A 23,498-nucleotide genomic window follows, 5' to 3' on the forward strand; every position below is an offset into this window, starting at 1 on the left:
TTCGCCTCCCGTGCACGGGGGGCGCGGCTAGGCTCGCCCGCATGTCCTGCCGGGTGCCGCCGCTGACCTGCATTGCCCTCCTCGCGCTGGCGACGGCCACGCCCGTGGGCGCGCAGAGCATCAAGCGCTGCACCGACGCGGCCGGTCGCAGCGTGTTCACCGACCGGCCCTGCGCCGAGCTGGGGGCGGTGCCAAGCGGCCCCGAGGAGGTCCTTGCCGTGACGATGCCGCCATCCGCGACCGATTCGGCAGGCGCCGGCCCTGGCGGCGAACCGACGTCCCGCGCCCCGATACCTGGCGGATGCCCGCGCACGCCGGCGCAGCTGGCGGGAAGGCTCAACCGCGTCTTGGCCACCCGCGACGGCAACCGCCTGTCCAGCCTGTACGACTGGGTGGGCGTTTCCGGGCGCGCGGCCGCGCGCGTGCTGGACCGGCTGGAACGGATCGCCTCGCGGCCGGTGCTGGGCATCGTCCCCGAGCTGGCCAGCGTGCCGGCAGCCGAACCACCGGCGGTCGTGATGGAACCCATGCCACCCGTGGAAGAGGCCGCCTTGCCCGCCGCCGAAGCACCGGAAGCCGCGCGCTGGCTGCCCGGGTGGATGCGCTTGGACGACGGCAGCGCGCGCGGCGGCGTCGATGCCGCGCCGGTGGAAACGAGCGCGTCCGCGGTGCTGCTGGCGTCCACTGCCGCGCCACCGCCGGCGCCTCCCGCGCCACGCGTCGTGGGCCTGCGCGTGGAGCAGGCCCTGCCGGGCACGGCGACACCGGCGCGGACCGTATTCGGCCTGCAGCGGCGCTTCGGCTGCCTGTGGCTGAAGCTCTAGCCGGCGCGGGGCGCGGCGATCCCGCGTCCGCCGAAGGCAAGGGTCGCGACCACGCCGTGCTCCCCGTCCTCGCGCGGGCGCACGCTGACCTTCCAGCCGTACAGGTCGCACAGCCGGCTGACGATGGACAGGCCGATGCCGGCGCCCTGCGAATGGCCGGCATGGGTGCCGCGGTAGCCGCGGCGGAACAGCCCGTCGGCGTCCTCGGCGCTGAGCCCCGGCCCGGTATCGATCACCTGCACGCCGCCGTCGACCAGGCGCACCAGGACCTCGCCGGAGGGGGTGTACTTGACCGCGTTGCCGATCAGGTTGCCCAGCGCCCCCGACAGCGCGGCCTCCGGCGCCTCGACCCCCAGGTCGCCCTCGCTGCCTTCCAGCCGCAGCGCCAGCGACTTGCCGCCCAGCTGCGCCCGGTGCGATTCCAGCAGCTGCTCGGCGACCACCGCCACGTCGCTGCGGCCCTGGCCGCGCTCGTTGCGCGACAGCAGCAGCAGCGAACCGATCAGGTCGCTGCACTGCTGCTCGGCACGCTGGATGCGCAGCAGGCGCGCGCGGGTGCGCTCGTCCAGGTCCGGCCGCGACAGCAGCAGTTCCACCGCGCCCTTGATCACCGCCAGGGGCGTGCGCAACTCGTGGCTGACGTCGGCGTTGAACTCGCGGTCGCGCTGCACGACCTCGGTCAGCCTCGAGGCGTAGTCGTCCAGGGCCTCGGCCAGCTGGCCGACCTCGTCGTCCGGGAAGTGCCCGGCCAGCTTCTTCGGCTGGCTGCTGCCGCGATAGGCACGCAGGCGCGCCGCCAGTTCGGTCACCGGGCGCATCACCCGCGACGCCGACCACCAGCCGATCAGCAGCGACAGCCCGCTGAACAGCACCAGCGAGGCGAACAGCGCGCGCTTGAGCTGTGCCTCGCCGCGCAGCGTCTGGGTCATGTCGTAGGCGAGGAAGAACCACTCGTTGGGCGTCTTGCGCACCGCCAGCTTGTACGCGAACGGCTCGCCGTTCTCGTCCACGCCGGTGATGTTGTGGTTGCCGTTGGGCAGTTCGTACCAGTCCGGCTGCATCTCGCGCAGCTGCTCGAAGTCGGCGCTGCGGACCACCCGCCCGCGCATCTGCTGCACCGGCAGGTCCGGATTGCGGGTCGGGTCGACGTAGAAGCGCCGCGCGTACTCGTCGATGTTGCGGTTCATCACGTCCTCGACCAGCTGGCTCTCCACGCGCTGGCGCGCGTAGTCGGTGAGGAACGCGAACAATGCCGTCAGGCCGGTGCCCAGCAGCAGGAAGGACAAGATGATGCGGGTACGCAGCCGCCTGCGGAAGCGGCGGGTCCGGCGGCGGCCCGGTGGCCTCTCCGCCGGAGCGGGGTCAGTTGCCACCTTCTGGGGCTGCGATGCGGTAACCGATGCCATGGCGTGTCTGGATGTAGGGGGTGGCGAACGGCTTGTCCACCACCGCCCTCAGCCCGTGGATGTGGACCCGCAGGGAATCGGAGTCGGGCAATTCCTCGCCCCATACCCGCGTTTCCAGTTCCTGCCGGGTGACCACGGCCGGCGAAGCCTCCATCAGCGCCTGCAGGATCTTCAGCGCGGTGGGGTTGAGCTGCAGCAGCCGTCCTTCGCGCCGCACTTCCAGGGTATCCAGGTTGTACTCGAGGTCGCCGGTGTTGAGCACCCGCGTCTGCACGCCCTTGCCGCGGCGCGCCAGGGCGTTGAGCCGCACCTCGACTTCCTGCAGCGCGAACGGCTTGATCAGGTAGTCGTCGGCGCCGGAGTCGAAGCCGGCGAGCTTGTTCTCCAGGCTGTCGCGCGCGGTGAGCATCAGCACCGGGGTCTGCTTGCGCGCCTCGTTGCGAAGCTTGCGGCAGACCTCGATGCCATCCATGCCCGGGAGGTTGAGGTCCAGCACGATGGCATCGAAGTCGTGGACCACGGCCAGGTGCAGGCCGGTCACGCCGTCGGCGGCGAAATCGACCGTATGGCCGCGGTCCTCGAGGTAATCGCCGAGGTTGGCGGCGATGTCGCTGTTGTCTTCGATGACGAGAATTCGCACTGGTTGCTCCAGGTCAGGTTAACGGGCCGGCAGGATCCGCCGGGCCTCCACTTCCTGCTGAACGTACTCCCTGGCGCGTCGACGCTCGGCCACGGTCATGCACACGTTGGTGGTCCGGTGGGTGCCGACCTTGCGCTCGCGGGTGCAGACCATGCGGCTGTCCTCGCGGGCGCCGGCCAGGAGCGCGTTGACCACTTCCTGCTGGTTGAAGAGCTCCACGCGGTCCAGTTCGGTAAGCGCGGTCACCGGGCGGTCGCGGAGGATCGCGGCGATGCGGTCCAGGATGACCTGCACGCGCCGGCGGTCCTCGCCACTCATCTCGGAGTATGTGGTCCCGTCGTTCAACGCAGTGACAATGGCGGCGCGCTGCACCTCGAAGGGCATCGCAGGGTTGCCCACGTCCAGCCGCTGGACGGCGGCCTCCGGGGCCGCGGCCACCGCCTGGAAGGACGCAACAGCCAGGCCGAGCATCGACAGCAGGAGCAGCTTCTTCACGCTTACCTCGTTCCATGATGGCGCGGACGCCGGTCAGCCGATTCTGCCCACGGCCACTCAAGTGGGCAATGTGACGAGGCAGGCATATGAACAGGGCGACGTTGCACAAAAAGGCCCAGGCCGGACGCCTGGGCCAAAGTAATGCCCCGATTACCGTGGATCCGTGATGCTCCGGCGCTGTGCACGCCGGGGGACGAGGGAGCCTTCGGTCCGGGGGAGACTACGGGCGGGTCGATTAAAGGGGTGTTAAAGCCGGAGCGCTGCCAGGCAAACTATTGATTTCCAATGGAAACCCTGGAGGCCACGTGCTCGACGATGGCCCCGGCCACGTCCACCCCGCAGGCCGCCTCGATGCCTTCCAGCCCCGGGGTGGAGTTGACCTCAAGGACCAGCGGGCCGCGGCCGGAGGCGATCAGGTCCACGCCGGCGACCTCCAGCCCCAGCGCCTGGGCCGAGCGTACCGCCATCTCCTGTTCCTGCGCGGAGGCCTGGGCGGGGGCGGCCTGTCCGCCGCGATGCAGGTTGGAGCGGAACTCGCCCTCGGCGGCCTGGCGGCGCATCGCCGCGACGACCCGATCCCCGACCACGAAGCAGCGCAGGTCGGCGCCGGCGGCCTCGGCCACGAACTCCTGGACCAGGAAGTTGGCGTACAGGCCGCGCAACGCCTCCACCGTGGCCCGCGAGGCCGAGGGCTTCTCCGTCAGGACCACGCCGGCACCCTGGGTTCCCTCGTTGAGCTTGACCACGTGCGGCGGCGGACCGAGCAGCGAGAGCAGGTCGTCGGTGTCGTCGGGGCTGTCGCCGAACACGGTGGTGGGCAGGTTGATGCCCTGGGCGGCCAGCAGCTGGTGCGCGCGCAGCTTGTCGCGCGAGCGCAGGATCGCGTCGGAGGGATTGGGGGTCCAGCTGCCCATCAGCTCGAACTGGCGCAGCACCGCGGTGGCGTAGCGGGTGACCGAGGTGCCGATGCGCGGGATCACCGCGTCGTAACCGGACACCGGCCTGCCCTTGTAGCGCATGGCGAAGCCGCCGGGGGCGATGCGCATGTAGCAGCGCAGGGGATCGAGCACCCGCACCGTGTGCCCGCGGCTGCGCGCGGCCTCGACCAGGCGCCGGGTCGAATACAGCGAACCGTTGCGGGATAGGATCGCCAGCTTCATGCGCGCGGCCCGTGTGCACTGCCCGGAAACGCAAGACGCCGCGGTTCGCGCGGCGTCTTGCGGGATATGGAGCGGGTGATGGGAATCGAACCCACGTTAGCAGCTTGGGAAGCTGCAGTTCTACCATTGAACTACACCCGCACGGCCGGAAGTCTATGCGGCCGCGGGGCACGGGCGCAACGCCCGGCCCCGCGCCCGGCGCGCCTCAGAAGCTGCCGCCGAGGCCCAGGAACAGGCCGGCATCGCTGCCGCCGCGGCGGTCGACCGTGCTGCGGGCGCCGAGGTCGGCCTTCAGGCCGAACAGGTCGAAGCGCGCGCCCACGACCACGGTGCCGTAGTCGTCGTCCAGGCGCAGGCCCGGCACCGCGTATTCCATGTCCGGCAGGGTCGCCAGCCGCGCCGTCACCTCCGACGGGCCGTCCTCGAACTCGCGGTCCCAGGTGGCGCGCACGTACGGGTTGACGCCGCCGGTGTCGTAGCTCAGCTGCCAGCCCAGGCTGCCGACCAGCGAGTCGCGCGACTGGTCCGGCAGGACCAGGGCGCTGGAGGAGGTGTTGCCTTCGCTCCAGCCGTCCAGGTCGATCTTCTGCCACAGCAGCGAGGCCACCGGACCGTGGCGCAGCGCGCCGTCGCCGAAGTCGTAGCCGGCCGCCAGGCCCACGGAGGTGGCGTGGCCGTCGGTCGAACCGGAGTGGCGGCGCAGGGCCGGGCCGATGTGCACCTCGCGGTCCACGTCCACGTCCAGGTAGGTGTAGCTGGCCTGGCCGTTGACCCACCCACGCTGCCCGTACCAGCCGATGAAGCCGCCGAGGGTGGCCTCGTCCTGGGTGAAGCCGCCACGGTCGCCACCGAAGTCGGCGTCCATGCGGCCGTAGCCGGCGAAGGCGCCGGCCACCAGGCCGTTGCCATTGGACCAGTCGAGGCCGAACAGGCCCGCCGGGGCGATGCCGTCGTACAGGTCGCCATGTCCGTAGCGCTGGTGGTCGGCGCGCAGCCCGCCCCACCAGCGCAGGCCCGCCGCCTCCGGGCGGCCGTCGACGTGGCCGGCGACCTGGTCGGCACGGCTGCGGCCGGTGACCGTCGCCGAGTACGGGATCACCGCGGCCAGTCGCGGGCCTTCCAGCACCGACAGCACGTAGTCGCCAAGCATCGCGTGCACCACGCCGGTGGGATGCACGCCGTCGGCGAACAGGTAGGCCTGGCCGGCGTCGGGCGACGCATAGGAGGTCGGGTTGCAGGTCAGCGAGCTGCTGCCCGGCGGCTGGCAGGCGACGCCGGTGACGTTCGACAGTCCGTAGGCCGCGGGACTGGCCGCGATCTCCCGCAGCATGTTGAAGGTATCCAGCGGGATCACCCGGTAGCCGGCCTGGCCGAGCGCGCCGTACAGCGCGTCGTTGTAGCCGGCCGACAGCGCGGTGAGCGTGGCCTGGGCCATCGGGCCGGCGGCGATGGCGTCGGGGGTGATGCCGATGTCCGGCAGGTTCGGGACCAGGATGTAGCGGGCGCCGGCCGCGTCCAGCGCGCCCACCGCCTGCACCGCGCCGCCCACCGCCGTGGCGATGGTGCTGTCGACCGGAGCGCCCTCGGCGATCGCGAAGATGTCGTTGGCGCCGGTCCATACCGTGTACAGCGCCGCACTGTCGGCGCGGCCGCCCTCGGCCGCCAGGAAGGCATTGACCTGGGCCAGCGTGCTGTCGGCGGTGATCGTGGACACGCCCGCGCGCGCGCCGCCCTGGGCGTAGTTGTCGCCACCCTCCACCGCCGTGGTCGCGTCGGTGCCGTAGTGGCCGGCCACGTATTCGGACCAGACCAGGGCGGGGTTGGTGGTGAACTTGCCGGTGAATGGCCGCGCCTGCTCGGGGATCAGGCTGCGGAAGTGGCCGGAGTCGGTCAGGCTGTCGCCGAAGAAGACGGTGCGGCTGTATTCGCCGGCGACCGCGGGCGCGGCGGCCAGCGCCAGGGCCAGCGGCAGCAGCCTGCGCAGGGGACGGGATGTCGGCATGGTGGAGCTCCTTTGGGGCCGGCGGTGGGGATGCCCGGCGAACTGGTTGGTTGAACCGGAAACGATTCCGGCAATGATGGGCGATCAGCGGGACGTCTCCACGCTGCGGTGCGGCAGGGGCCGCGGGATGCGACAATCCGGTGCCATGGACATCGTGCTCAACGGAGAGCCGCGGAGCCTCGCGGCCGGAACCACCATCGCATCGCTGCTGGAAGCCGAGGGCCTGGCCGGGCGCCGGGTCGCGGTCGAGGTCAACGGGGAGATCGTGCCGCGCGGCAGCCATGCCACCCATGCGCTGGCGGCGGGCGACCGGGTCGAAGTGGTCCACGCCCTGGGCGGCGGCTGAGCGGGCGCGGTGGCGCCGGTTCCGCCCGCACGCGCCGCGGGCCATAATCGGCCAATGAATATCGTCCCTGCTTCCGATCCGCTGGTCATCGCCGGCCGGACCTTCCATTCCCGCCTGCTGACCGGCACCGGCAAGTTCAAGGATCTCGACGAGACCCGCCACGCCACCGAGGCCGCCGGCGCCCAGATCGTCACCGTCGCCATCCGCCGCACCAACATCGGCCAGAACCCCGGCGAGCCCAACCTGCTCGACGTACTGCCGCCGGAGCGCTACACCATCCTGCCCAACACCGCCGGCTGCTACACCGCCGAGGACGCCGTGCGCACCTGCCGGCTGGCGCGCGAGCTGCTTGACGGCCACAACCTGGTGAAACTCGAGGTGCTGGGCGACCAGCGCACCCTGTACCCGGACGTGGTCCAGACCCTGAAGGCGGCCGAGCTGCTGGTGGCCGACGGCTTCGACGTGATGGTCTACACCTCCGACGACCCGATCCTGGCCCGCCAGCTGGAGCAGATCGGCTGCTGCGCGGTGATGCCTCTGGCCGCGCCGATCGGTTCGGGCCTGGGCATCCAGAACCGCTACACCCTGCTGGAGATCATCGACAACGCCAAGGTGCCGATCATCGTCGACGCCGGCGTGGGCACCGCCTCGGACGCGGCCATCGCCATGGAGCTGGGCTGCGACGGCGTGCTGATGAACACCGCCATCGCCGGCGCGAAGGATCCGGTGCTGATGGCCAGCGCCATGCGCAAGGCGGTGGAGGCCGGGCGCGAGGCGTTCCGCGCCGGGCGGATCCCGCGCAAGCGCTACGCCAGCGCCTCCTCTCCCGTGGACGGACTGATCGGCTGACGATGACGGACCCGTTCACCAGCGAGGGCGCCAAGGCCCCGCCCAAGCCCTACACCGCCAGCGAAGGCCGGCGCGAGATCCGCAGCTTCGTCCTGCGCCAGGGCCGGTTCACGCCGGCCCAGCAGCGCGCGTTCGACGAGGCCTGGCCGCGCTTCGGCATCGATTACACCGGACAGGTGCGCGACTACGACGCGGTGTTCGGCCGCAACGCGCCGCTGGTGCTGGAGATCGGCTTCGGCAACGGCGAGGCGCTGCGCTTCGCCGCGCAGCAGGATCCGTCGCGCAACTACATCGGCCTGGAGGTCCACGCTCCCGGCGTCGGCCGCCTGCTCAACGCCCTGGCCGCCGACGGCAGCGACCACGTGCGCCTCTACCACCACGACGCGGTGGAGGTGCTGCGCAACGAGGTCGCCGACGGCGCCCTGGACGAGATCCGCATCTACTTTCCCGACCCTTGGCACAAGAAGCGGCACAACAAGCGCCGCCTGGTGCAGCCGGAGTTCGCCGCGCTGCTGGTGCGCAAGCTGCGCATCGGCGGCCGCCTGCACCTGGCCACCGACTGGGAACCCTATGCCGAGCACATGTGGGACGTGCTCGAAGCCACCGCTGGCCTGGGCAATCGCGCCGGCCCGCGCGGTCACGTGCCGCGCCCGGAATGGCGGCCGGAAACCCACTTCGAGCGCCGCGGCCTGAAGCTGGGCCACGGGGTGTGGGACCTGCTGTACGACCGCGTCGACGCCCCGCTGCCGGAGCCGTCGCCGCGATGAGACCGCCCGTGGCCGCCGTCGTGCATCCGGCATGCGGCCACGGCCGCCGTCCCGCCGCGGGCCGGTGCTGAGGAAGGGGGCGCCATGGAATACGGCCTGACCCTGACCAACGACATGCGCCTGGTGCTGGGCCTGGTGGCCTTCACCATGGCGATGTTCCTGTTCGACCGGATCCGCGGCGACCTGGTCGCGCTGGTGGTGCTGGTGGTGCTGGGCGTGACCGGCCTGGTGGCGCCGGAGGAGATCTTCAGCGGCTTCTCCGGCAACGCCGTGATCAGCATCATGGCCACGATGATCCTCGGCGCCGGCCTGGACCGCACCGGCGCGCTGAACCGCCTGGCCGGCTGGCTGCTGCGGCGCGGACACGGTGTCGAGCAGCGGCTGATGCTGATGACCACCGCCATTGCCGGCCTCAATTCCTCGTTCATGCAGAACCCGTCGGTGATGGCGCTGTACCTGCCGGTGGCCTCGCGCCTGTCCACCCGCACCGGGATGGCGCTGTCGCGGCTGCTGCTGCCGCTCGCCGCGGCGATCGTGATGGGCGCGGCGCTGACCATGGTCGGCAACTCGCCGCTGATCCTGCTCAACGACCTGCTGGTCTCGGCCAACAACAACCTGCCCTCGGGCATGGCCACGCTGGAGCCGTTGTCGATGTTCGCCCCGGCGCCGGTGGGCCTGGCCCTGCTGGTGGGCTCGCTGCTGTACTTCCGCTTCTACGGCAACCGCAAGCTGGCCGAGGAGGAAACCGGCGGCGAGAACGCCACGCCCTCCAGCACCGAGGGCTACTTCGCCCGCACCTACGGCCTGGACGGCGACGTCTACGAACTGGCGGTGACCGCCGACAGCCCGCTGGTGGGCATGACCCTGGGCGAGGCCGAGAACCTGCACGACGCGCCGGTGCTGCTGGCGCTGAAGACCGGCAACGACACCCGCCTGGCGCCGCCGGCGGACATGCGCATCTGGGTCGGCAGCGTGCTGGGCGTGATGGGCCGCCGCCAGCAGGTGGCGGACTTCGCCCAGAACCACTTCCTGCGCATGTCCTCGCGCCTGCGCAACCTCGGCGACCTGTTCAACCCGGCGCGCGCCGGCATCTCCGAGGCGGTGGTGCCGCCGACCTCGACCTTCATCGGCAAGACCGCGCGCGAGATGCGCCTGCGCCAGCGCCTGGGCATCAGCCTGCTGGCGATCAACCGCGACAAGCAGGTGATCCGCGAGGACGTGCGCTCGGTGCCGCTGCGCGCCGGCGACATGCTGGTGTTCCACAGCTTCTGGCAGGACCTGGCCCAGGCCGCGCGCAGCCGCGACTTCGCCGTGGTCACCGACTACCCCAAGGGCGAACAGCGCCCGCACAAGTTCAAGATCGCCATGGCGATCTTCGCCTTCACCATCCTGGTCGCGCTGTTCGCGCGCCTGCCGGTGTCGCTGATCCTGATGACCGGCGTGGCCGGCATGCTGCTGGCGGGCGTGCTGAAGATGGACGAGGCCTACGCCGCCATCAACTGGAAGACCGTGTTCCTCACCGCCTGCCTGATCCCGCTGGGCTGGGCCATGGACAGCAGCGGCGCCGCCGCCTGGGTCGCCGGCAATACCCTGGAGCGGCTGCCCGACGGCACCCCGCCCTGGGTGCTGCAGATCGTGGTGGCGCTGCTGACCACGGGCTTCTCGCTGGTGATCAGCCACGTCGGCGCCACCATTGTGATGGTGCCGATCGCGATCAACCTGGCGCTGGCGGTGGGCGGCGACCCGACCGCCTTCGCCCTGGTCACCGCGCTGTCGGCGTCCAACAACTTCATGACCGCCTCCAACCCGGTGATCTCGATGATCACCGGCCCGGCCGGCTACACCTCGCGCCAGCTGTGGCGCGTGGGCGGACCGTTGTCGCTGCTGTACTCGGCGATCGCGGTGACCATGGTCAACCTGATGTTCTGGGGCCGCTGAGCCGGCTCAGGCCAGCCAGACCTGGCCGTCGCGCACCTCGACCGGGACCGCCCGCAGGGCGTCGCCACGGCAGGGGCCGGCCACGCAGGTCCCCTGCTGCAGCTCGAACGAGGCCCCGTGCGCCGCGCACACCAGCTGTCCTTCGCGGCTCTTCAGGAACTGCCCCGGCGCCCAATCCAGGCGCCTGCCTGCGTGCGGGCAGACATTGAGCCAGGCACGCACGCTGCCGCCGTCCCGGTACAGGACCAGGGACTCGGGCTCGCCGTCCAGCGTAGCCTGCGCCTCCGCCAATCCGCCGTCGGGTATGGAATCCAGACTGAGCAGCGGTTCCGGGTTTAACGAATTCATCACACCCCACGTGGATATCGCGCCGATACTGCCGGCCACCCGCCATTCTGGCATGCACGCAATGCACCAACGCCACTTCCACTTCGACGGCTCGCGCCTGCGCGACCTGTTCCAGCCCCGCAAGCCGCGGCACCCGCTGCTGCGCGTGGCGCTGGGTCTGGTCGGCGTGGCCGTGCTCGCGCTGCTGGTGTTCGTCAGTGTGTTCGTGGGCGCGGCCATGCTGGCCGTGGGCCTGGGCTGGAAGCTGCTGCGCAGCCGCGGCGCCCGGCCGGCCGCCACCGGCGAGGTGATGGACGCCGAGTACCGCGTCCTGCGCCGCCAGGCCCTGCCGCGCTGACCTGCGCCGCCGCAGCCGGCTAGACTGTGCGGCCCAATATGCCGGGCCCCAGCATGAGCGCCGATTCCACTGACGTGATCCCCGCGCCGCCCGCGCCGCGCCTGGCCGTGCGCGGCGGTGGCCGCTTCCCGGTCCGCCGCATCTACTGCGTGGGCCGCAACTTCGCCGACCACGCCCGCGAGATGGGCGCGGCGGTGCCTGCCTCGAAGGCCGAGCGCGGCACCCCGGTGTTCTTCATGAAACCCGCCGACGCCGTGGTCACCGACGGCGTGGTGCCCTACCCGCCCGCCACCTCCGACCTGCACCACGAGGTCGAGCTGGTAGTGGCGATCGGGCGCGACGCCCCGGCCGGCGTGCTGCCGGTGGAGCAGGCGCAGGCGCTGGTGTTCGGTTACACCGTTGGCCTGGACCTGACCCGCCGCGACCTGCAGGCCGCGGCCAAGTCCAGGGGCCTGCCCTGGGACATCGCCAAGGGCTTCGACCATTCCGCGCCGGTGGGCGAGCTGGTGCCTGCCGCCGGGGCGGGCGACCTTGGCGACCGCGTGCTGGAGCTGCAGGTCAACGGGCAGGTGCGCCAGCGCGCGCCGCTGTCGGACCTGATCTGGGACGTGCCGGAGATCCTGCACGAGCTGTCGAAACTGTATGCCCTGCGCGCCGGCGACCTGGTGTTCATGGGCACGCCGGCCGGGGTGGCCGCGCTGCAGCCCGGTGACGCCTTTGCCGCCAGCCTGGACGGGATCGCCACCCTGCACGGCCGCGTCGCCGCCTGATCGCCGCCCGCGCCCGGCGCGGGTTACGCTTCGCGCCCGTGCCGCGGGCACCCGTAGACAGAGAAGGAGAACGAGATGGGCATGATCAGCGAGTTCAAGGAATTCGCCATGCGCGGCAACGTCATCGACCTCGCCGTGGGCGTGGTCATCGGCGGCGCCTTCGGCAAGATCGTCACCGCGCTGGTGGACAAGGTCATCATGCCGCCGCTGGGCTGGCTGATCGGCAACGTCGACTTCTCCGACCTGGCCTGGACCCTCGCCCCGGCGCGCGTGGCCGCCGACGGCAGCGAGATCCCGGCGGTGGTCATCGGCTACGGCGAGTTCCTCAACACCGTCATCCAGTTCCTGATCGTGGCCTTCGCCATCTTCATGCTGGTCAAGGGTGTCAACCGCCTGGCCCGCCGCCGCAAGCAGGAAGAGGAAGCCCCGGCCGCGCCGCCGGAGCCGAGCGAGGAAGTGCTCCTGCTGCGCCAGATCCGCGATTCGCTGCAGCAGCGCTGAGGACATCCCCGCCGCTCCCGTGACCATGCGCACGGGAGCGGCCTGCCGGGGCTTGCTAGGCTCATGCGTTCCCATACGCCGGAGCCTTGCTGCATGCGCCTTGCCCTGCTTGCCGCCGCCCTGCTGGTCCCGCTGGCGGCGACCGCCGCCGAAACCCGCATTCCCGACCGCGCCCTGGAGCAGGCCACGACCCTGCGCGAGCGCGCCCTGGCCGACGACACCGCCTGGAAGGTCACCGAGTCGCTGACCACCGAGGTCGGCCCGCGCATCGCCGGCAGCGAGGCGGACGCCCGCGCCGTCGCCTGGGCGGTGGCCAAGTTCAGGGAGCTGGGCTTCGACAAGGTGTGGACCGAGCCGGTGACCTTCCCCAGGTGGGAGCGTCGCGGCGAGCGTGCGGCCGTAGTCGGCGCCAACGCCCAGCCCCTGGCGGTCACCGCGCCCGGCGGCAGCCCGGGCGGCACGGTCGAGGCGGAGATCGTGCGCTTCCCGGACCTGGCTTCGCTGGAGGCAGCGCCGGAAGGCTCGCTGGCCGGACGCATCGCCTTCGTCGACTACCAGATGCCGGCCGCGCGCGACGGTGCCGGCTACGGTCCCGGCAGCGCGATCCGTTCGCGTGGCCCGTCGCTGGCCATCCGCAAGGGCGCGATCGGCTTCCTGATGCGCTCGGCCGGCACCGACAACCATCGCGTCCCCCACACCGGCATCACCCGCTTCGACGACGGCCTCACCCCGGTCCCGTCGGCGGCGCTGAGCATCCCCGATGCCGACCAGCTGGCGCGCCTTGCCGCCCGCGGCCCGGTCCGGGTGCGCCTGGACCTGGACTGCGGCTGGGACGGCGAGTACACCTCGCAGAACGTGATCGGCGAGATCACCGGCCGCAGCCGGCCCAAGGAGGTGGTGCTGCTGGGCGCCCACCTGGATTCCTGGGACCTGGGCACCGGCGCGATCGATGATGCCGCCGGCATCGGCATCACCATGGCCGCCGCGCGCCTGGTCAAGCAGATGCCGCGGCGCCCTGCGCGCAGCATCCGCGTGGTCGCCTACGCCAACGAGGAGCAGGGCCTGCTCGGCGGCAAGGCCTACGCCGAGCGCCACGCCGGCGAAATCGCCCTGCACCAGCTGGCCGCCGAGAGCGACTTCGGCGCCGGCCGCATCTACGCCTTCAACACCAGCGCGCCGGAGCATGCGCAGGCGGCCACCCGCCAGATCGCGCAGGCGCTGGCGCCGCTGGGCATCGAGCACGCGCCCGGCCAGGGCGGCCCCGGCCCGGACATCATCCCGCTGGCGGCCAAGGGCGCGGCCTGGGCCTGGCTGGCGCAGGATGGCACCGACTACTTCGACCTGCACCACACCGCCGACGACACCCTGGACAAGGTGGATCCGGAAGCGCTGAAGCAGAACGTGGCCGCCTGGGCGGTGCTGGCCTGGCTGGCCGCCGAGGCCGAGGGCGACTTCGGCAGCAGGCCGGGCACCATGCCGAAGCCGGCCGACTGACGGGTCCCCGCCCACCCGGAGCGCCGCCGATCCAGCCGGGACGCCGGCCGCGCGAGAAGGTACGCTCCCTTCCTCTCCAGGAAGGGAGCCGTCGATGCCAGCCTGCCTGCGTACCGCCTTCGTCCTGCTGCTGGGCCTGCATGCCACGCATGCGCATGCCTCCGTGCCGCTGCAGCTGCAGTCGCCCGACGGCCGCAACAGCATCAGCTTCGGGCTCGACGCCAGCGGTGCGCCCACCTGGGCCGTGGCGCGCGACGGCAGGCCGGTGATCGCGCCTTCGCCGCTGGGCGTGCGCCTGGCGGGCGATGGCCAGATGGGCAAGGGCCTGCGCCTGGCCGGTAGCCGCACGACCGAAGCCGATGCGCGTTACGAGGTGGTCGCGGGCAAGTCGCGCGAAGGCCGCGACCATTACCGCCAGCTGGAGATCGACCTCGCCGACGCCGAGGGCCGCGTGCTCGGCCTGGTGCTGCGCGCCTACGACGATGGCGTCGCCCTGCGCTACCGCCTGCCGCGCCCGGCGCGCGGCGACCTGGTGGTGGACGGGGAACTGACCGGTTTCCTGTTCCCGCGCGACTACGCCTGCCACGCGCTCAACCTCGGCCGCTTCGGCACCAGCCACGAAGGCGAGTTCGACCCGGTCGACGCCTCGCGCATCCGCCCGCACCACCTGGTCGACCTGCCGCTGGTCTGCGCCACCGGCGAAGGCACGACCACCTTCGCCATCGCCGAGGCCGACCTGGACCGCTACGCCGGCCTGTACCTCGCCGGCCGCGCCGATGGCCGCCTCGGGGTGGAAGCGAAACTGTCGCCACGCCTGGACGAGCCCGGCGTGGCCGTGCGCCTGCCGCGCGGCGAGGTGGACGCCGCCGGCCATCCCACGCCATGGCGCGTGCTGATGCTGGGCGCCAGCCCCGGGGCGCTGGTCGAGTCGGACCTGGTCGCCCGCCTCAACCCGCCCACGCCGATCGCCGACACCTCGTGGATCCGCCCCGGCAAGTCGGCCTGGGACTGGTGGTCGGGCGGGCTGGCGCCGGACGTGCCCGAGCCGGGCATGAACACCGCCACCATCCGCCGCTATATCGACCACGCCGCGGCGCTGGGCCTGGAGTACATGCTGGTCGACGACGGCTGGTACGTCGGCAGCACCGGCAACGGCCACTACAACCCGGATGCGGACATCACCCGCGCGATTCCCGGGCTGGACCTGGAAGACCTCATCGCCTACGCCGGCGAGCGCGGCGTCGGCATCTGGCTGTGGGCGCACTGGCGCTCGCTCGAGCCCCGCCTGGACGAGGTATTCGAGCGTTACGCGCAGCTCGGGGTCAAGGGCGTCAAGGTCGACTTCATGGAACGCGACGACCAGCAGATGGTCGCCTTCTTCCACGAGATGATGCGCGCCTCGGCCCGCCACCGGCTGATGCTCAACCTGCACGGCGCCTACCGCCCCACCGGCCTGCAGCGCACCTGGCCGCAGTACATCACCCAGGAAGGCGTGCTCGGCGCGGAGTACAACAAGTGGAGCCGGCGCATCACCCCGGCGCACAACGTCACCCTGCCGTTCACCCGCATGCTGCTGGGGCCGATGGACTACACCCCCGGCGGCTTCCGCAACACCACGCCGGAGGCGTTCCAGGTGAGGTTCAAGGGACCGGAGGTGATGGGCACGCGCGCCCACCAGCTGGCGATGTACGTGGTCTACGACAGTCCGCTGCAGATGGTGGCCGACAGTCCGGACGTCTACGTCGACGCGCCCGGCGCGGACTTCATCCGCCTGGTGCCCACCAGCTGGGACGAGACCCGGGTGCTGGACGGCGCGATCGGCAGCCACATCGTCACCGCACGCCGGGTGGGACGCGACTGGTACATCGGCGCGATGACCGACCGGGCGCGCACCCTGGAGCTGGACCTGGGCTTCCTGCCGGCGGCGGACTACAGCGCAACCGTGTGGCGCGACGGCAACAAGCCGACCGACGTGGTCCGCGAGCAACGGCGCGTCGATGCCGGCCATCGCCGCATCCGCCTGGAACTGGCGGCTGGCGGCGGCGCGGTACTGCACCTGCAGGCCACGCCGCTGCGCATCGCCATGCGGGATTGAGGCGCGCGCCGCGCGGTCAGCGGCGCGCGGCGGCCCAGTGCGCCAGGAACACCGCGGTGGCCGCGGCGACGTTGAGGCTTTCCACCGCGCCGGTGCCGGAAATCGACACCCGGTGCCGGCAGGCGCCGGCCAGGCCGGCGTCCATGCCCTCGCCTTCGGCACCCATCACGTAGACCAGCCGCGCCTGCGGCTGCATCGCGAACAGGTCCTCGCCATCGCGCACCACGGTGGCGGCGGACACGAAACCGGCCGCGTGCAGGCGCGCCAGCGCCTCGTCGTTGCCGGGCAGGCGCACCAGGGCCACGCCTTCCGCACCGCCCTCGGCCACGCGCGCCGCGGCACCGGACAGCGCCAGCGTCGACTGCGCAGGCAGCAGCACCGCCGCGCCGAAGTGCGCGGCCGAGCGCAGGATCGCGCCGAAGTTGTGCGGATTGCCCACGCCATCCAGCCACAGGGCCAGCGCCGGGGCTCCGGGCGCCAGCGTGGCCAGCCAGTCCTCCAGCGGCAGCGGCTCGCTGCGCAGCACGTCGGCGACCACGCCCTCGTGGTGCGAGCTGGCCGCCAGCCGGTCCAGGTCCTCCGCCTCGACCACGCGGTAGCCGACCCGGTTCTGCACGCACCAGGCCAGCAGCGGACGCAGCGCGTGCACCCGCGACTGCAACAGGTAGAGCTTGCGGATCGCCTGGGGCCGACGCCCGAAGACCGCCTGCACCGCATTGAGCCCGTACAGCCGCACTTCCTCGCGGCGCGCCGGGCGCGGCGCGGGCGTATCGGCGGCCGTCCCGTGCTCCCCTGCCTGCGGCCAGCCGGCGCCTACGGCGGCGGGAGCCTGGTCGCCTTCCAGGCGCGGCCTGGCAGGCGCCGGCCGGCCGTTCCCGTCGCGGCGCGGCGGCCCCTTGCGCGGCTGGCGCGGACCGCGGTCCCAGGGACTGGCCATCAGCGCTTCCTGGACCAGAAGCCGGCGTTGCGGATGCCCAGCGCTTCCGGATCGAACACCGGCTCGACCCCCAGCTTCTTCTGCCGCTCGTAGTCCTGCAGCGCCAGCAGCGCCGGCTTCTGCAGGATCAGGATGGCGATGATGTTGAGCCAGGCCATCAGGCCCACGCCGATATCGCCCAGGGTCCACGCGGTGGCGGCGTTGTGGTACGCGCCGAACACGACCATGCCGATGATGCCCAGGCGCAGCAGCAGGGTCGCCAGCGGATGCGTCTTGCGCACGCCGGCCAGGTAGGTGAGGTTGGTCTCGGCCATGTAGTAATAGGCCATGATCGTGGTGAAGGCGAAGAAGAACAGCGCCAGCGCCACGAAGCCCGCGCCCCACCCCGGCAGCACCGACTCGACCGCCGCCTGGGTGAACTGCGCGCCTTCCGACGGCTGCACGCCCGGCACGCCGGTGACGATGGCCTGCAGCGTCTCCTTGCCGTCCTCCAGCACCACGCGGAAGGTGTTGTACATGCCGGTGGACAGCACCAGGAAGGCGGTGGAGGTGCACACCAGCATGGTGTCGAAGTAGATCGCGAAGGCCTGCACGTAACCCTGCTTGGCCGGGTGCGAGACCTCGGCCGCCGCGGCCGCGTGCGGGCCGGTGCCCTGGCCTGCCTCGTTGGCGTAGACGCCGCGCTTGACGCCCCAGGCGATGGCCTGGCCGAGGATCGCGCCGAACGCCGCGTGGCCGCCGAACGCGCTGGAGAAGATGTCGGCGAACATCGCTGGCACCTTGTCCGCGTTGACGATCATCACGATGACCGCCATCAGGATGAAGGCCAGCGCCATGAACGGCACCACGACCTCGGCGAAGGTGGCGATGCGCTTGATGCCGCCGAAGATGATCAGGCCCAGCAGGAAGGCCACGGCCAGGCCGATCCACAGCTTGAGCATCCCCGCCCCGCCCAGGGCCACGCAGGCCGCGCCTTCGCCACTGCACAGCACGCTGCTGGCGCTGTCGGCGATGGCGTTGGCCTGCACGCCCGGCAGCAGCAGGCCGGTGGCGACCACGGTAGCCACTGCGAATACCGCCGCATACCACTTCAGGCCCATGGCCTTCTCGATGTAGTACGCCGGGCCGCCACGGTAGCGCCCCTCGGCGTCCTTCTCCTTGTAGATCTGGGCCAGGCTGCTCTCGATGTACGAGGTCGAGGCGCCGAGGAAGCCCATCACCCACATCCAGAACACCGCGCCCGGACCGCCGTAGGCGATGGCCGTGGCCACGCCGGCGATGTTGCCGATGCCCATGCGTCCGGCCATGGAGATGGCCAGCGCCTGGAACGAGGACACGCCTGCGTCGGACTTCTGTCCGGTGACGGTCAACCGGCACATCTCGGCGAAACCGCGCACCTGCATCACGCGGGTGCGGAAGGTGAACCACAGGCCGGCACCCAGGCACAACGCGATCAGCGCGTTGCTCCAGATGATGCCGTTTATCCAGGCAAGGAAAGCTTCCACGGGGTTGGGTCTCCGGCCGTCGGGAACGGAATGGGGATGCGCGGCGCATACCGCAGGGTGTGGGGAAAGATAACCGCATACCGCCGCCACGCGCAGTGCCTTCCCGCACATGCGCGTCGCGTGGACCCCGGCTCAGGCCGGCGTGGTCGCGTGCCTGCGACGGAACGGCAGGCGCGGATCCAGCCAGGTAGCCGCGCGCCACAGCCATTCCAGCGGCCCGTACAGGAAGTGCCGGAACCAGAGATGGGCCAATGCCAGCTGCGCGGCGAAGGCGACCAGGCCCCAGGCCACCGCCTGCAGCTGGGTCATGCTGGCGTGCAGGCCCAGCCCGTAGCCGTAGAACACCGGCACGAACACCAGCGACTGGGCGACGTACAGGCTCAGCGTCATCCGTCCCGCCGGGGCCAGCAGGCCTAGCAGCCGGCGCCCAGGACCGTGGTACAGGGCGAGGAAGCCGAACAGCAGCACCGCCATCATCGCCAGGTCGAACAGGCTGCCGAGCATGGTCCAGACCCGGTCGCGCGGCATGGTCATGCCTTCGCTGGCCGGCACCAGCACGGCCAGCGGGTCGCGCAGGTAGTGCAGCGCCCCCGCCGCCGCCAGCGACAGCAGCAGCCCGCCGATGCGCATGCGTGCGAACGCCTCCGGCCGGGCGAAGAAGCCGGTCCGGCCCAGCACCATGCCCACCAGGGACAGGCCGAGGATCTGGCTCAGGCGCCCGGAGCCGAACATGAAGGACCACTTCTGGCCGTGGCCTTCCACCACGTTGATCCGGATCGTGTCCCACAGGCTGCCGGACAGGTACAGCGGGTTGATGCGGATGTCCCAGTACGCCGGCGGGCGGTTGGCCCATTCCGCGCCGGCCAGCCCCGCCACTGCCTGCACCAGCATCAGCGGCTGCAGCAGCAGGACCACGGCCACTGCCAGCAGCACCCGGTTGGAGCGGACGCGGTGGAACGGCAGCAGGAACAGGCCCATCACCGCCAGCACCTCGAGGATGTCGCCGCGGTACCACAGCCCGTGCAGCAGGCCCATCGCCGCCAGCAGCGCCAGGCGCCAGACGAAGCGCGCGGTGAAGTCCTGGCCGCGCCGCTCGCCGCCCTGCATCAGGATGAAGAAGCTGGTGCCGAAACACAGCGCCATCAGCGCGAACGACTTGCCGGCGAAGACCAGCCAGACCGCATCGTGCACCGCCCGCTGGAACGGGTCGGTCACCGGGGCGAGCCAGTACAGCTCGAACAGCTCCGGCATGTGCACCATGAACAGGCCGAACAGGGCGAAGCCCCGCAAGGCATCGAGGTTCTCAAGGCGCGCGCCTGCGTCGGTCCCTGCCATGGCGTTCCCTCCGGTGGGTCGGCCAATGGTGGATGCATGCGGGGCCCGGTGGAAGCGGCCTGTTCAACGTCCGGCGGCGGCCTCGCCGCACAGCCGGGCGAACCAGTGCAGGTCGTGGAAACGGCCGTCCTTGCGGATCGCGGCGCGGGCCGTGCCCTCCGGACGGAAGCCGTTCTTCTCCAGCACCCGGGCGGAGGCACGGTTGTGGTCCAGGACGAAGGCCTCGACCCGCTGCAGGCCGTACGCAGGCACCGCCCGATCGAGGAAGACGCCGACGATCCGGCTCATGTGGCCACGCCCCCAATGGCGGCGGCCGAGCCAGTAACCCAGCCGGGCCGCGTGCGCGCGCTCGCCCTGCTGCAGCAGCAGGCCGATGCCGCCGCAGGCGCGCCCCTCCAGCTCGATCGCCCAGGCGGTGGACAGGTCCACCACCCGGCCGGAAAGGAAGGCCTCGCCGTCGGCCCGGCTGTACGGGTGCGGGAAGCGGTCGCTGAGGCCGCGTACCACCTCGGCGTCGTCGGCGTGCTCCAGCAGCGCGTCCAGGTCATCGATGCGCCAGGGACGCAAGACGAAGCCCGCGCCCTCGACGCGCAGCGGCGTGCGCGCCGGCTCAGCCATGGCCGCCCACCGAAGGGGTCTCCGCCTCCAGCCGCGCCAGCTCCTGGGCCAGGGCCTCGGGCGAACGGGTGAACGGCGCCAGCAGGGCGTAGAACGCGGGCACCACGTACAGCGAAAGCAGGGTCGAGAACGACACGCCGAAGATGATCACGATGCCGATGGTGGCGCGACTGGCCGAGCCCGGCCCGCCGGCAACCACCAGCGGCACCGCGCCGACCACGGTGGCCACCGAGGTCATCAGGATCGGGCGCAGGCGCACCCGCGCCGCCTCGGCGATCGCGGCGGCCACGTCGCGGCCCTCGTCACGCAGCTGGTTGGCGAACTCCACGATCAGGATGCCGTTCTTGGCCGCCAGGCCGATCAGCATGACGATGCCGATCTGGCTGAAGAGGTTGAGCGTGCCGCCGGTGGCCCACAGCCCGATCAGCGCGCCCAGCACCGCCAGCGGCACGGTGAGCATGATCACCAGCGGATGCAGGAAGCTCTCGAACTGCGCCGCCAGCACCAGGTACACCACCAGCAGGGCCATGGCGAAGGTCAGCAGCACCGCGCCGCCGGCCTCCTGGTACTCGCGCGACTCGCCCTTCCAGTCGATCTGCGCGTAGTCCGGCAACTCCTCGGCGGCCACCTGGCGGGTCCATTCCAGTGCCTCGCCCATGCTGTAGCCCGGCGCCAGGCCGGCGCTGATGGTGATCGCGCGCAGGCGGTTGAAGCGGTTGAGGCTGCCCGGTTCGGCCACCTCGCGCAGGGTGACCAGGTTGGACAGCGGCACCAGTTCGCCGCTGGCGGCGCGCACCCAGGTGCGCTCGAGGTCGCCCGGGTCCATGCGCTTGTCGCGGTCGGCCTGGAGCATGACGTCGTACTCCTCGCCGTTGTCCACGTAGGTGGTCACCTGGCGCGAGCCCATCATGGTCTCCAGGGTGCGGCCGATCTCCTGCACCGGCACGCCCAGGTCGGCGGCGCGGTCGCGGTCGATCTCGACCCGCATCTGCGGCCGCGTTTCCTTGTAGTCCGAATCCGGGTCCTGGATCCCGGGATTGGATTCCATGCGCTGCAGGATGCGGTCGCGCCACTGCGCCAGCTCGGCGTAGTCGGGTCCGCCCAGGACCAGCTGGTAGCGCTGGCCGCGGGTACTGACCAGGCCGCCGGGCACGTTGGCGCGCACCTGCACGCCGGGCAGTGCGCCCAGCTCGCGGCGCAGCCCGGCCACCACCTCGTCGGTGCTGACCTCGCGCTGGCGCCAGTCCTGCAGGAACACCACCACCTGTCCGGTGTGCATCTCCTCGCTGCCGCCGAAGCCGCGCGGCACGCGCGAGTTGGCGCGCTGTACCGGCTGGTCCTGGCCGACCCGGCGCAGGATCACCTCCTCGACCTGCTGGATCTGCGAGACGGTGTAGTCGAAGCCCGCACCCTCGGGGCCGTCGACCATCACGAAGAAGCGGCCGCGGTCCTCGGCCGGCGCCAGCTCGCTGGGCACGCGCAGGCCCAGCGCCGCCACCGCCGCCACGCACAGGGCCATGGCCAGCAGCAGCAGGGCCAGCAGCCGCCGCCCCGGCAGCCCGACCATGCGCGTCACCTGGCGGCCGTAGCCTTCGCTGGTGCGCGCCAGCACGCGCTGGGTCCAGGCATTGAGCCCGCGCGGGGCCGAATGCGGGCGCACCAGCTTGGAGCACATCATCGGCGTGAGCGTCAGGGCCACGAAGGCCGAGATCGCCACCGCCGCCGCCAGCGCCACCGACAGTTCGCGGAACAGGCGCCCGGTGTTGCCTTCCATGAAGCCCACTGGCAGGAACACCGCCACCAGCACCGCGGTGGTGGCGATCACCGCGAACGCGACCTGCGCGGTGCCGCGACGCGCGGCCACCAGCGGCGGCTCGCCCAGGTCGGCGCGGCGCTGCACGTTCTCCAGCACCACGATGGCGTCGTCCACCACCAGGCCGATGCACAGCACCAGGGCCAGCAGGGTCAGCAGGTTGATCGAGAAACCGAACGCGTAGAGCGCGATGAACGCCGCCACCAGGCACACCGGCACCGTGACCGCCGGGATCAGCGCCGCGCGCAGGCTGCCCAGGAACAGCCAGATCACTCCGAACACCAGGACCATGGCCTCGCCCAGGGTCCAGTACACGCGCTCGACCGAGGCCTCGATGAAGATGGTGCTGTCGTAGGCGACGAAGATGTCGGTGCCTTCCGGCAGGGTCTTCTGGACCTGCTCGGCCTCCGCGCGCGCGGCGCGGGCCACGTCCAGGGCGTTGGCGGTGGAGGTGCGGACGATGCCCAGGCCGACGTTGGGCACGCCGTTGCTGCGCAGGTAGGAGCGGCGCTCCTCCGGGCCCAGCTCGACCCGGGCCACGTCGCCCAGGCGGACCACGTAACCGTCCGCGCCCTTGCGCAGGGGCAGCTGCGCGAACTGCTCCGGCGCGCGGTAGCCGCGCTCCACGCGCAGGGTGAAGTCGCGGGTGGCCGACTCGATGCGCCCGGCCGGCAGCTCCACGTTCTCGGTGCGCAGCGCCGATTCCACGTCGCCGGCGGTGATCCCGCGCGCGGCCATGGCGTCGCGGTCCAGCCAGATGCGCATGGCATAGCGCTGGCCACCGCCCAGCTGCACCCGGGCCACGCCGTCGAGCGCCGACAGCCGGTCGACCACGTAGCGGTCGGCGTAGTCGGTCAGCTCCATCGTGTCCATCACGGTGGAGCGCATGTTGAGCCAGATGATGACGTCGGCGTCGGCCTCGACCTTGGCGATCTCCGGCGGGTCGGCCTCGTCCGGCAGGCGATCCATGACCCGGCTGACGCGGTCGCGCACGTCGTTGGCCGCCGCCTCGATGTCGCGGCTGAGGTTGAACTCGATGGTGACGTCGGCGCGGCCGTTGCGGCTCTGCGACTGGATGGTGCGGATGCCCTCGATGCCGGCCAGGCCATCCTCGAGGATCTGGGTCACGCGGGTCTCGACCACTGCCGCCGATGCGCCGGGGTAACGCACCTCCACCGAGACGATGGGCGGGTCGATGTTGGGCAGCTCGCGCAGGGTCAGGCGCATGAACGACATGCCGCCCAGCACCACCAGCAGCAGGCTCACCACCATCGCGAAGACGGGACGGCGGATCGACAGGTCGGACAGCTTCATCGGC

At 71.6% G+C, this 23,498-nt stretch carries 21 protein-coding genes and 1 tRNA gene; 10 read left to right on the forward strand and 12 right to left on the reverse strand.

What is annotated here, in order from left to right:
* Positions 1–41: 41 nt before the first annotated feature.
* Positions 42–824 carry a DUF4124 domain-containing protein gene (locus CSC68_RS00315; protein WP_162201522.1) on the forward strand — a complete coding sequence of 261 codons (783 nt, stop codon included), beginning with the start codon at positions 42–44 and terminating at the stop codon, positions 822–824.
* On the opposite strand, the gene CSC68_RS00320 is transcribed toward CSC68_RS00315, so the two are convergent.
* From CSC68_RS00320 to CSC68_RS00345, 6 genes are all read right to left on the reverse strand, one after another.
* The gene (locus CSC68_RS00320) at positions 821–2,230 is read right to left on the reverse strand and encodes a sensor histidine kinase (protein WP_246193399.1); all 1,410 of its coding nucleotides are present in this window, start codon (positions 2,228–2,230) and stop codon (positions 821–823) included. The genes CSC68_RS00315 and CSC68_RS00320 overlap by 4 nt on opposite strands.
* Positions 2,187–2,870: a response regulator transcription factor gene (locus tag CSC68_RS00325; protein ID WP_013534177.1), complete on the reverse strand. Its 684-nt coding sequence runs from the start codon at positions 2,868–2,870 to the stop codon at positions 2,187–2,189. Before CSC68_RS00325 ends, CSC68_RS00320 begins: the two co-directional genes overlap by 44 nt.
* Before the next feature lie 18 nt (positions 2,871–2,888).
* Positions 2,889–3,365: a hypothetical protein gene (locus CSC68_RS00330; RefSeq protein WP_246193400.1), complete on the reverse strand. Its 477-nt coding sequence runs from the start codon at positions 3,363–3,365 to the stop codon at positions 2,889–2,891.
* A 272-nt stretch (positions 3,366–3,637) separates the two neighbouring features.
* Positions 3,638–4,525 (reverse strand): 30S ribosomal protein S6--L-glutamate ligase, encoded by an 888-nt coding sequence (gene rimK / locus CSC68_RS00335; protein WP_162201524.1) that lies wholly within the window; start codon positions 4,523–4,525, stop codon positions 3,638–3,640.
* Positions 4,526–4,592: 67 nt separating this feature from the next.
* A tRNA-Gly gene (locus CSC68_RS00340) sits at positions 4,593–4,666 on the reverse strand.
* Between the two features lie 64 nt (positions 4,667–4,730).
* Positions 4,731–6,527, reverse strand: coding sequence for an autotransporter domain-containing protein (locus tag CSC68_RS00345; RefSeq protein WP_162201525.1), 1,797 nt, complete (start codon positions 6,525–6,527; stop codon positions 4,731–4,733).
* Positions 6,528–6,672: 145 nt separating this feature from the next.
* On the opposite strand from CSC68_RS00345, the gene thiS reads away from it, so the two are divergent.
* The 4 genes from thiS to CSC68_RS00365 all read left to right on the forward strand — a co-directional run bounded on the left by thiS (position 6,673) and on the right by CSC68_RS00365 (position 10,427).
* Positions 6,673–6,873, forward strand: coding sequence for a sulfur carrier protein ThiS (gene thiS, locus CSC68_RS00350; protein WP_162201622.1), 201 nt, complete (start codon positions 6,673–6,675; stop codon positions 6,871–6,873).
* Between the two features lie 54 nt (positions 6,874–6,927).
* Positions 6,928–7,722: a thiazole synthase gene (locus CSC68_RS00355; protein ID WP_162201526.1), complete on the forward strand. Its 795-nt coding sequence runs from the start codon at positions 6,928–6,930 to the stop codon at positions 7,720–7,722.
* Positions 7,723–7,724: 2 nt separating this feature from the next.
* Complete coding sequence (gene trmB, locus CSC68_RS00360; RefSeq protein WP_162201527.1) at positions 7,725–8,489, forward strand: tRNA (guanosine(46)-N7)-methyltransferase TrmB; 765 nt, start codon at positions 7,725–7,727, stop codon at positions 8,487–8,489.
* Between the two features lie 84 nt (positions 8,490–8,573).
* Positions 8,574–10,427: an SLC13 family permease gene (locus CSC68_RS00365; protein ID WP_162201528.1), complete on the forward strand. Its 1,854-nt coding sequence runs from the start codon at positions 8,574–8,576 to the stop codon at positions 10,425–10,427.
* Positions 10,428–10,433: 6 nt separating this feature from the next.
* Here CSC68_RS00365 and CSC68_RS00370 read toward each other — a convergent pair whose 3' ends face one another.
* Positions 10,434–10,775 carry a Rieske (2Fe-2S) protein gene (locus CSC68_RS00370; protein ID WP_162201529.1) on the reverse strand — a complete coding sequence of 114 codons (342 nt, stop codon included), beginning with the start codon at positions 10,773–10,775 and terminating at the stop codon, positions 10,434–10,436.
* A gap of 61 nt (positions 10,776–10,836) precedes the next feature.
* On the opposite strand from CSC68_RS00370, the gene CSC68_RS00375 reads away from it, so the two are divergent.
* The 5 genes from CSC68_RS00375 to CSC68_RS00395 all read left to right on the forward strand — a co-directional run bounded on the left by CSC68_RS00375 (position 10,837) and on the right by CSC68_RS00395 (position 15,972).
* The gene (locus tag CSC68_RS00375; protein WP_162201530.1) at positions 10,837–11,112 is read left to right on the forward strand and encodes a hypothetical protein; all 276 of its coding nucleotides are present in this window, start codon (positions 10,837–10,839) and stop codon (positions 11,110–11,112) included.
* 53 nt (positions 11,113–11,165) lie between these two features.
* Positions 11,166–11,882 (forward strand): fumarylacetoacetate hydrolase family protein, encoded by a 717-nt coding sequence (locus CSC68_RS00380; protein ID WP_162201531.1) that lies wholly within the window; start codon positions 11,166–11,168, stop codon positions 11,880–11,882.
* A gap of 75 nt (positions 11,883–11,957) precedes the next feature.
* On the forward strand, positions 11,958–12,383 hold the full coding sequence (gene mscL / locus CSC68_RS00385) for a large-conductance mechanosensitive channel protein MscL (protein WP_028914584.1): 426 nt from the start codon (positions 11,958–11,960) through the stop codon (positions 12,381–12,383).
* Between the two features lie 93 nt (positions 12,384–12,476).
* Positions 12,477–13,877: a M28 family peptidase gene (locus CSC68_RS00390; protein ID WP_162201532.1), complete on the forward strand. Its 1,401-nt coding sequence runs from the start codon at positions 12,477–12,479 to the stop codon at positions 13,875–13,877.
* A 94-nt stretch (positions 13,878–13,971) separates the two neighbouring features.
* Entirely contained in the window at positions 13,972–15,972 is a 2,001-nt protein-coding gene (locus CSC68_RS00395) for a glycoside hydrolase family 97 protein (protein ID WP_162201533.1), read from the forward strand.
* A gap of 16 nt (positions 15,973–15,988) precedes the next feature.
* Here the strand turns inward: CSC68_RS00395 and CSC68_RS00400 are convergent, their stop codons facing one another.
* From CSC68_RS00400 to CSC68_RS00420, 5 genes are all read right to left on the reverse strand, one after another.
* The gene (locus tag CSC68_RS00400; protein ID WP_246193401.1) at positions 15,989–16,909 is read right to left on the reverse strand and encodes a TrmH family RNA methyltransferase; all 921 of its coding nucleotides are present in this window, start codon (positions 16,907–16,909) and stop codon (positions 15,989–15,991) included.
* Positions 16,909–18,414 (reverse strand): alanine/glycine:cation symporter family protein, encoded by a 1,506-nt coding sequence (locus CSC68_RS00405; protein ID WP_162201534.1) that lies wholly within the window; start codon positions 18,412–18,414, stop codon positions 16,909–16,911. Before CSC68_RS00405 ends, CSC68_RS00400 begins: the two co-directional genes overlap by 1 nt.
* Positions 18,415–18,546: 132 nt before the next feature.
* Positions 18,547–19,749, reverse strand: coding sequence for a DUF418 domain-containing protein (locus tag CSC68_RS00410; RefSeq protein ID WP_162201535.1), 1,203 nt, complete (start codon positions 19,747–19,749; stop codon positions 18,547–18,549).
* Between the two features lie 63 nt (positions 19,750–19,812).
* Complete coding sequence (locus CSC68_RS00415; protein ID WP_162201536.1) at positions 19,813–20,367, reverse strand: GNAT family N-acetyltransferase; 555 nt, start codon at positions 20,365–20,367, stop codon at positions 19,813–19,815.
* Positions 20,360–23,494, reverse strand: coding sequence for an efflux RND transporter permease subunit (locus CSC68_RS00420; RefSeq protein WP_162201537.1), 3,135 nt, complete (start codon positions 23,492–23,494; stop codon positions 20,360–20,362). Before CSC68_RS00420 ends, CSC68_RS00415 begins: the two co-directional genes overlap by 8 nt.
* Positions 23,495–23,498: the final 4 nt, after the last annotated feature.

Origin of the sequence: Pseudoxanthomonas suwonensis (assembly GCF_010093235.1) — a bacterium.
Classification (GTDB): domain Bacteria; phylum Pseudomonadota; class Gammaproteobacteria; order Xanthomonadales; family Xanthomonadaceae; genus Pseudoxanthomonas; species Pseudoxanthomonas suwonensis.

Bases quoted from the DNA above. Each gene is read 5' to 3' on its own strand.
- CSC68_RS00315 (WP_162201522.1), top strand. From the start codon at position 42: ATGTCCTGCCGGGTGCCGCCGCTGACCTGCATTGCCCTCCTCGCGCTG.
- CSC68_RS00320 (WP_246193399.1), bottom strand. From the start codon at position 2,230: ATGGCATCGGTTACCGCATCGCAGCCCCAGAAGGTGGCAACTGACCCC.
- rimK (WP_162201524.1), bottom strand. From the start codon at position 4,525: ATGAAGCTGGCGATCCTATCCCGCAACGGTTCGCTGTATTCGACCCGG.
- CSC68_RS00345 (WP_162201525.1), bottom strand. From the start codon at position 6,527: ATGCCGACATCCCGTCCCCTGCGCAGGCTGCTGCCGCTGGCCCTGGCG.
- thiS (WP_162201622.1), top strand. From the start codon at position 6,673: ATGGACATCGTGCTCAACGGAGAGCCGCGGAGCCTCGCGGCCGGAACC.
- CSC68_RS00355 (WP_162201526.1), top strand. From the start codon at position 6,928: ATGAATATCGTCCCTGCTTCCGATCCGCTGGTCATCGCCGGCCGGACC.
- trmB (WP_162201527.1), top strand. From the start codon at position 7,725: ATGACGGACCCGTTCACCAGCGAGGGCGCCAAGGCCCCGCCCAAGCCC.
- CSC68_RS00365 (WP_162201528.1), top strand. From the start codon at position 8,574: ATGGAATACGGCCTGACCCTGACCAACGACATGCGCCTGGTGCTGGGC.
- CSC68_RS00370 (WP_162201529.1), bottom strand. From the start codon at position 10,775: ATGAATTCGTTAAACCCGGAACCGCTGCTCAGTCTGGATTCCATACCC.
- CSC68_RS00375 (WP_162201530.1), top strand. From the start codon at position 10,837: ATGCACCAACGCCACTTCCACTTCGACGGCTCGCGCCTGCGCGACCTG.
- CSC68_RS00380 (WP_162201531.1), top strand. From the start codon at position 11,166: ATGAGCGCCGATTCCACTGACGTGATCCCCGCGCCGCCCGCGCCGCGC.
- mscL (WP_028914584.1), top strand. From the start codon at position 11,958: ATGGGCATGATCAGCGAGTTCAAGGAATTCGCCATGCGCGGCAACGTC.
- CSC68_RS00390 (WP_162201532.1), top strand. From the start codon at position 12,477: ATGCGCCTTGCCCTGCTTGCCGCCGCCCTGCTGGTCCCGCTGGCGGCG.
- CSC68_RS00395 (WP_162201533.1), top strand. From the start codon at position 13,972: ATGCCAGCCTGCCTGCGTACCGCCTTCGTCCTGCTGCTGGGCCTGCAT.
- CSC68_RS00400 (WP_246193401.1), bottom strand. From the start codon at position 16,909: ATGGCCAGTCCCTGGGACCGCGGTCCGCGCCAGCCGCGCAAGGGGCCG.
- CSC68_RS00410 (WP_162201535.1), bottom strand. From the start codon at position 19,749: ATGGCAGGGACCGACGCAGGCGCGCGCCTTGAGAACCTCGATGCCTTG.
- CSC68_RS00415 (WP_162201536.1), bottom strand. From the start codon at position 20,367: ATGGCTGAGCCGGCGCGCACGCCGCTGCGCGTCGAGGGCGCGGGCTTC.
- CSC68_RS00420 (WP_162201537.1), bottom strand. From the start codon at position 23,494: ATGAAGCTGTCCGACCTGTCGATCCGCCGTCCCGTCTTCGCGATGGTG.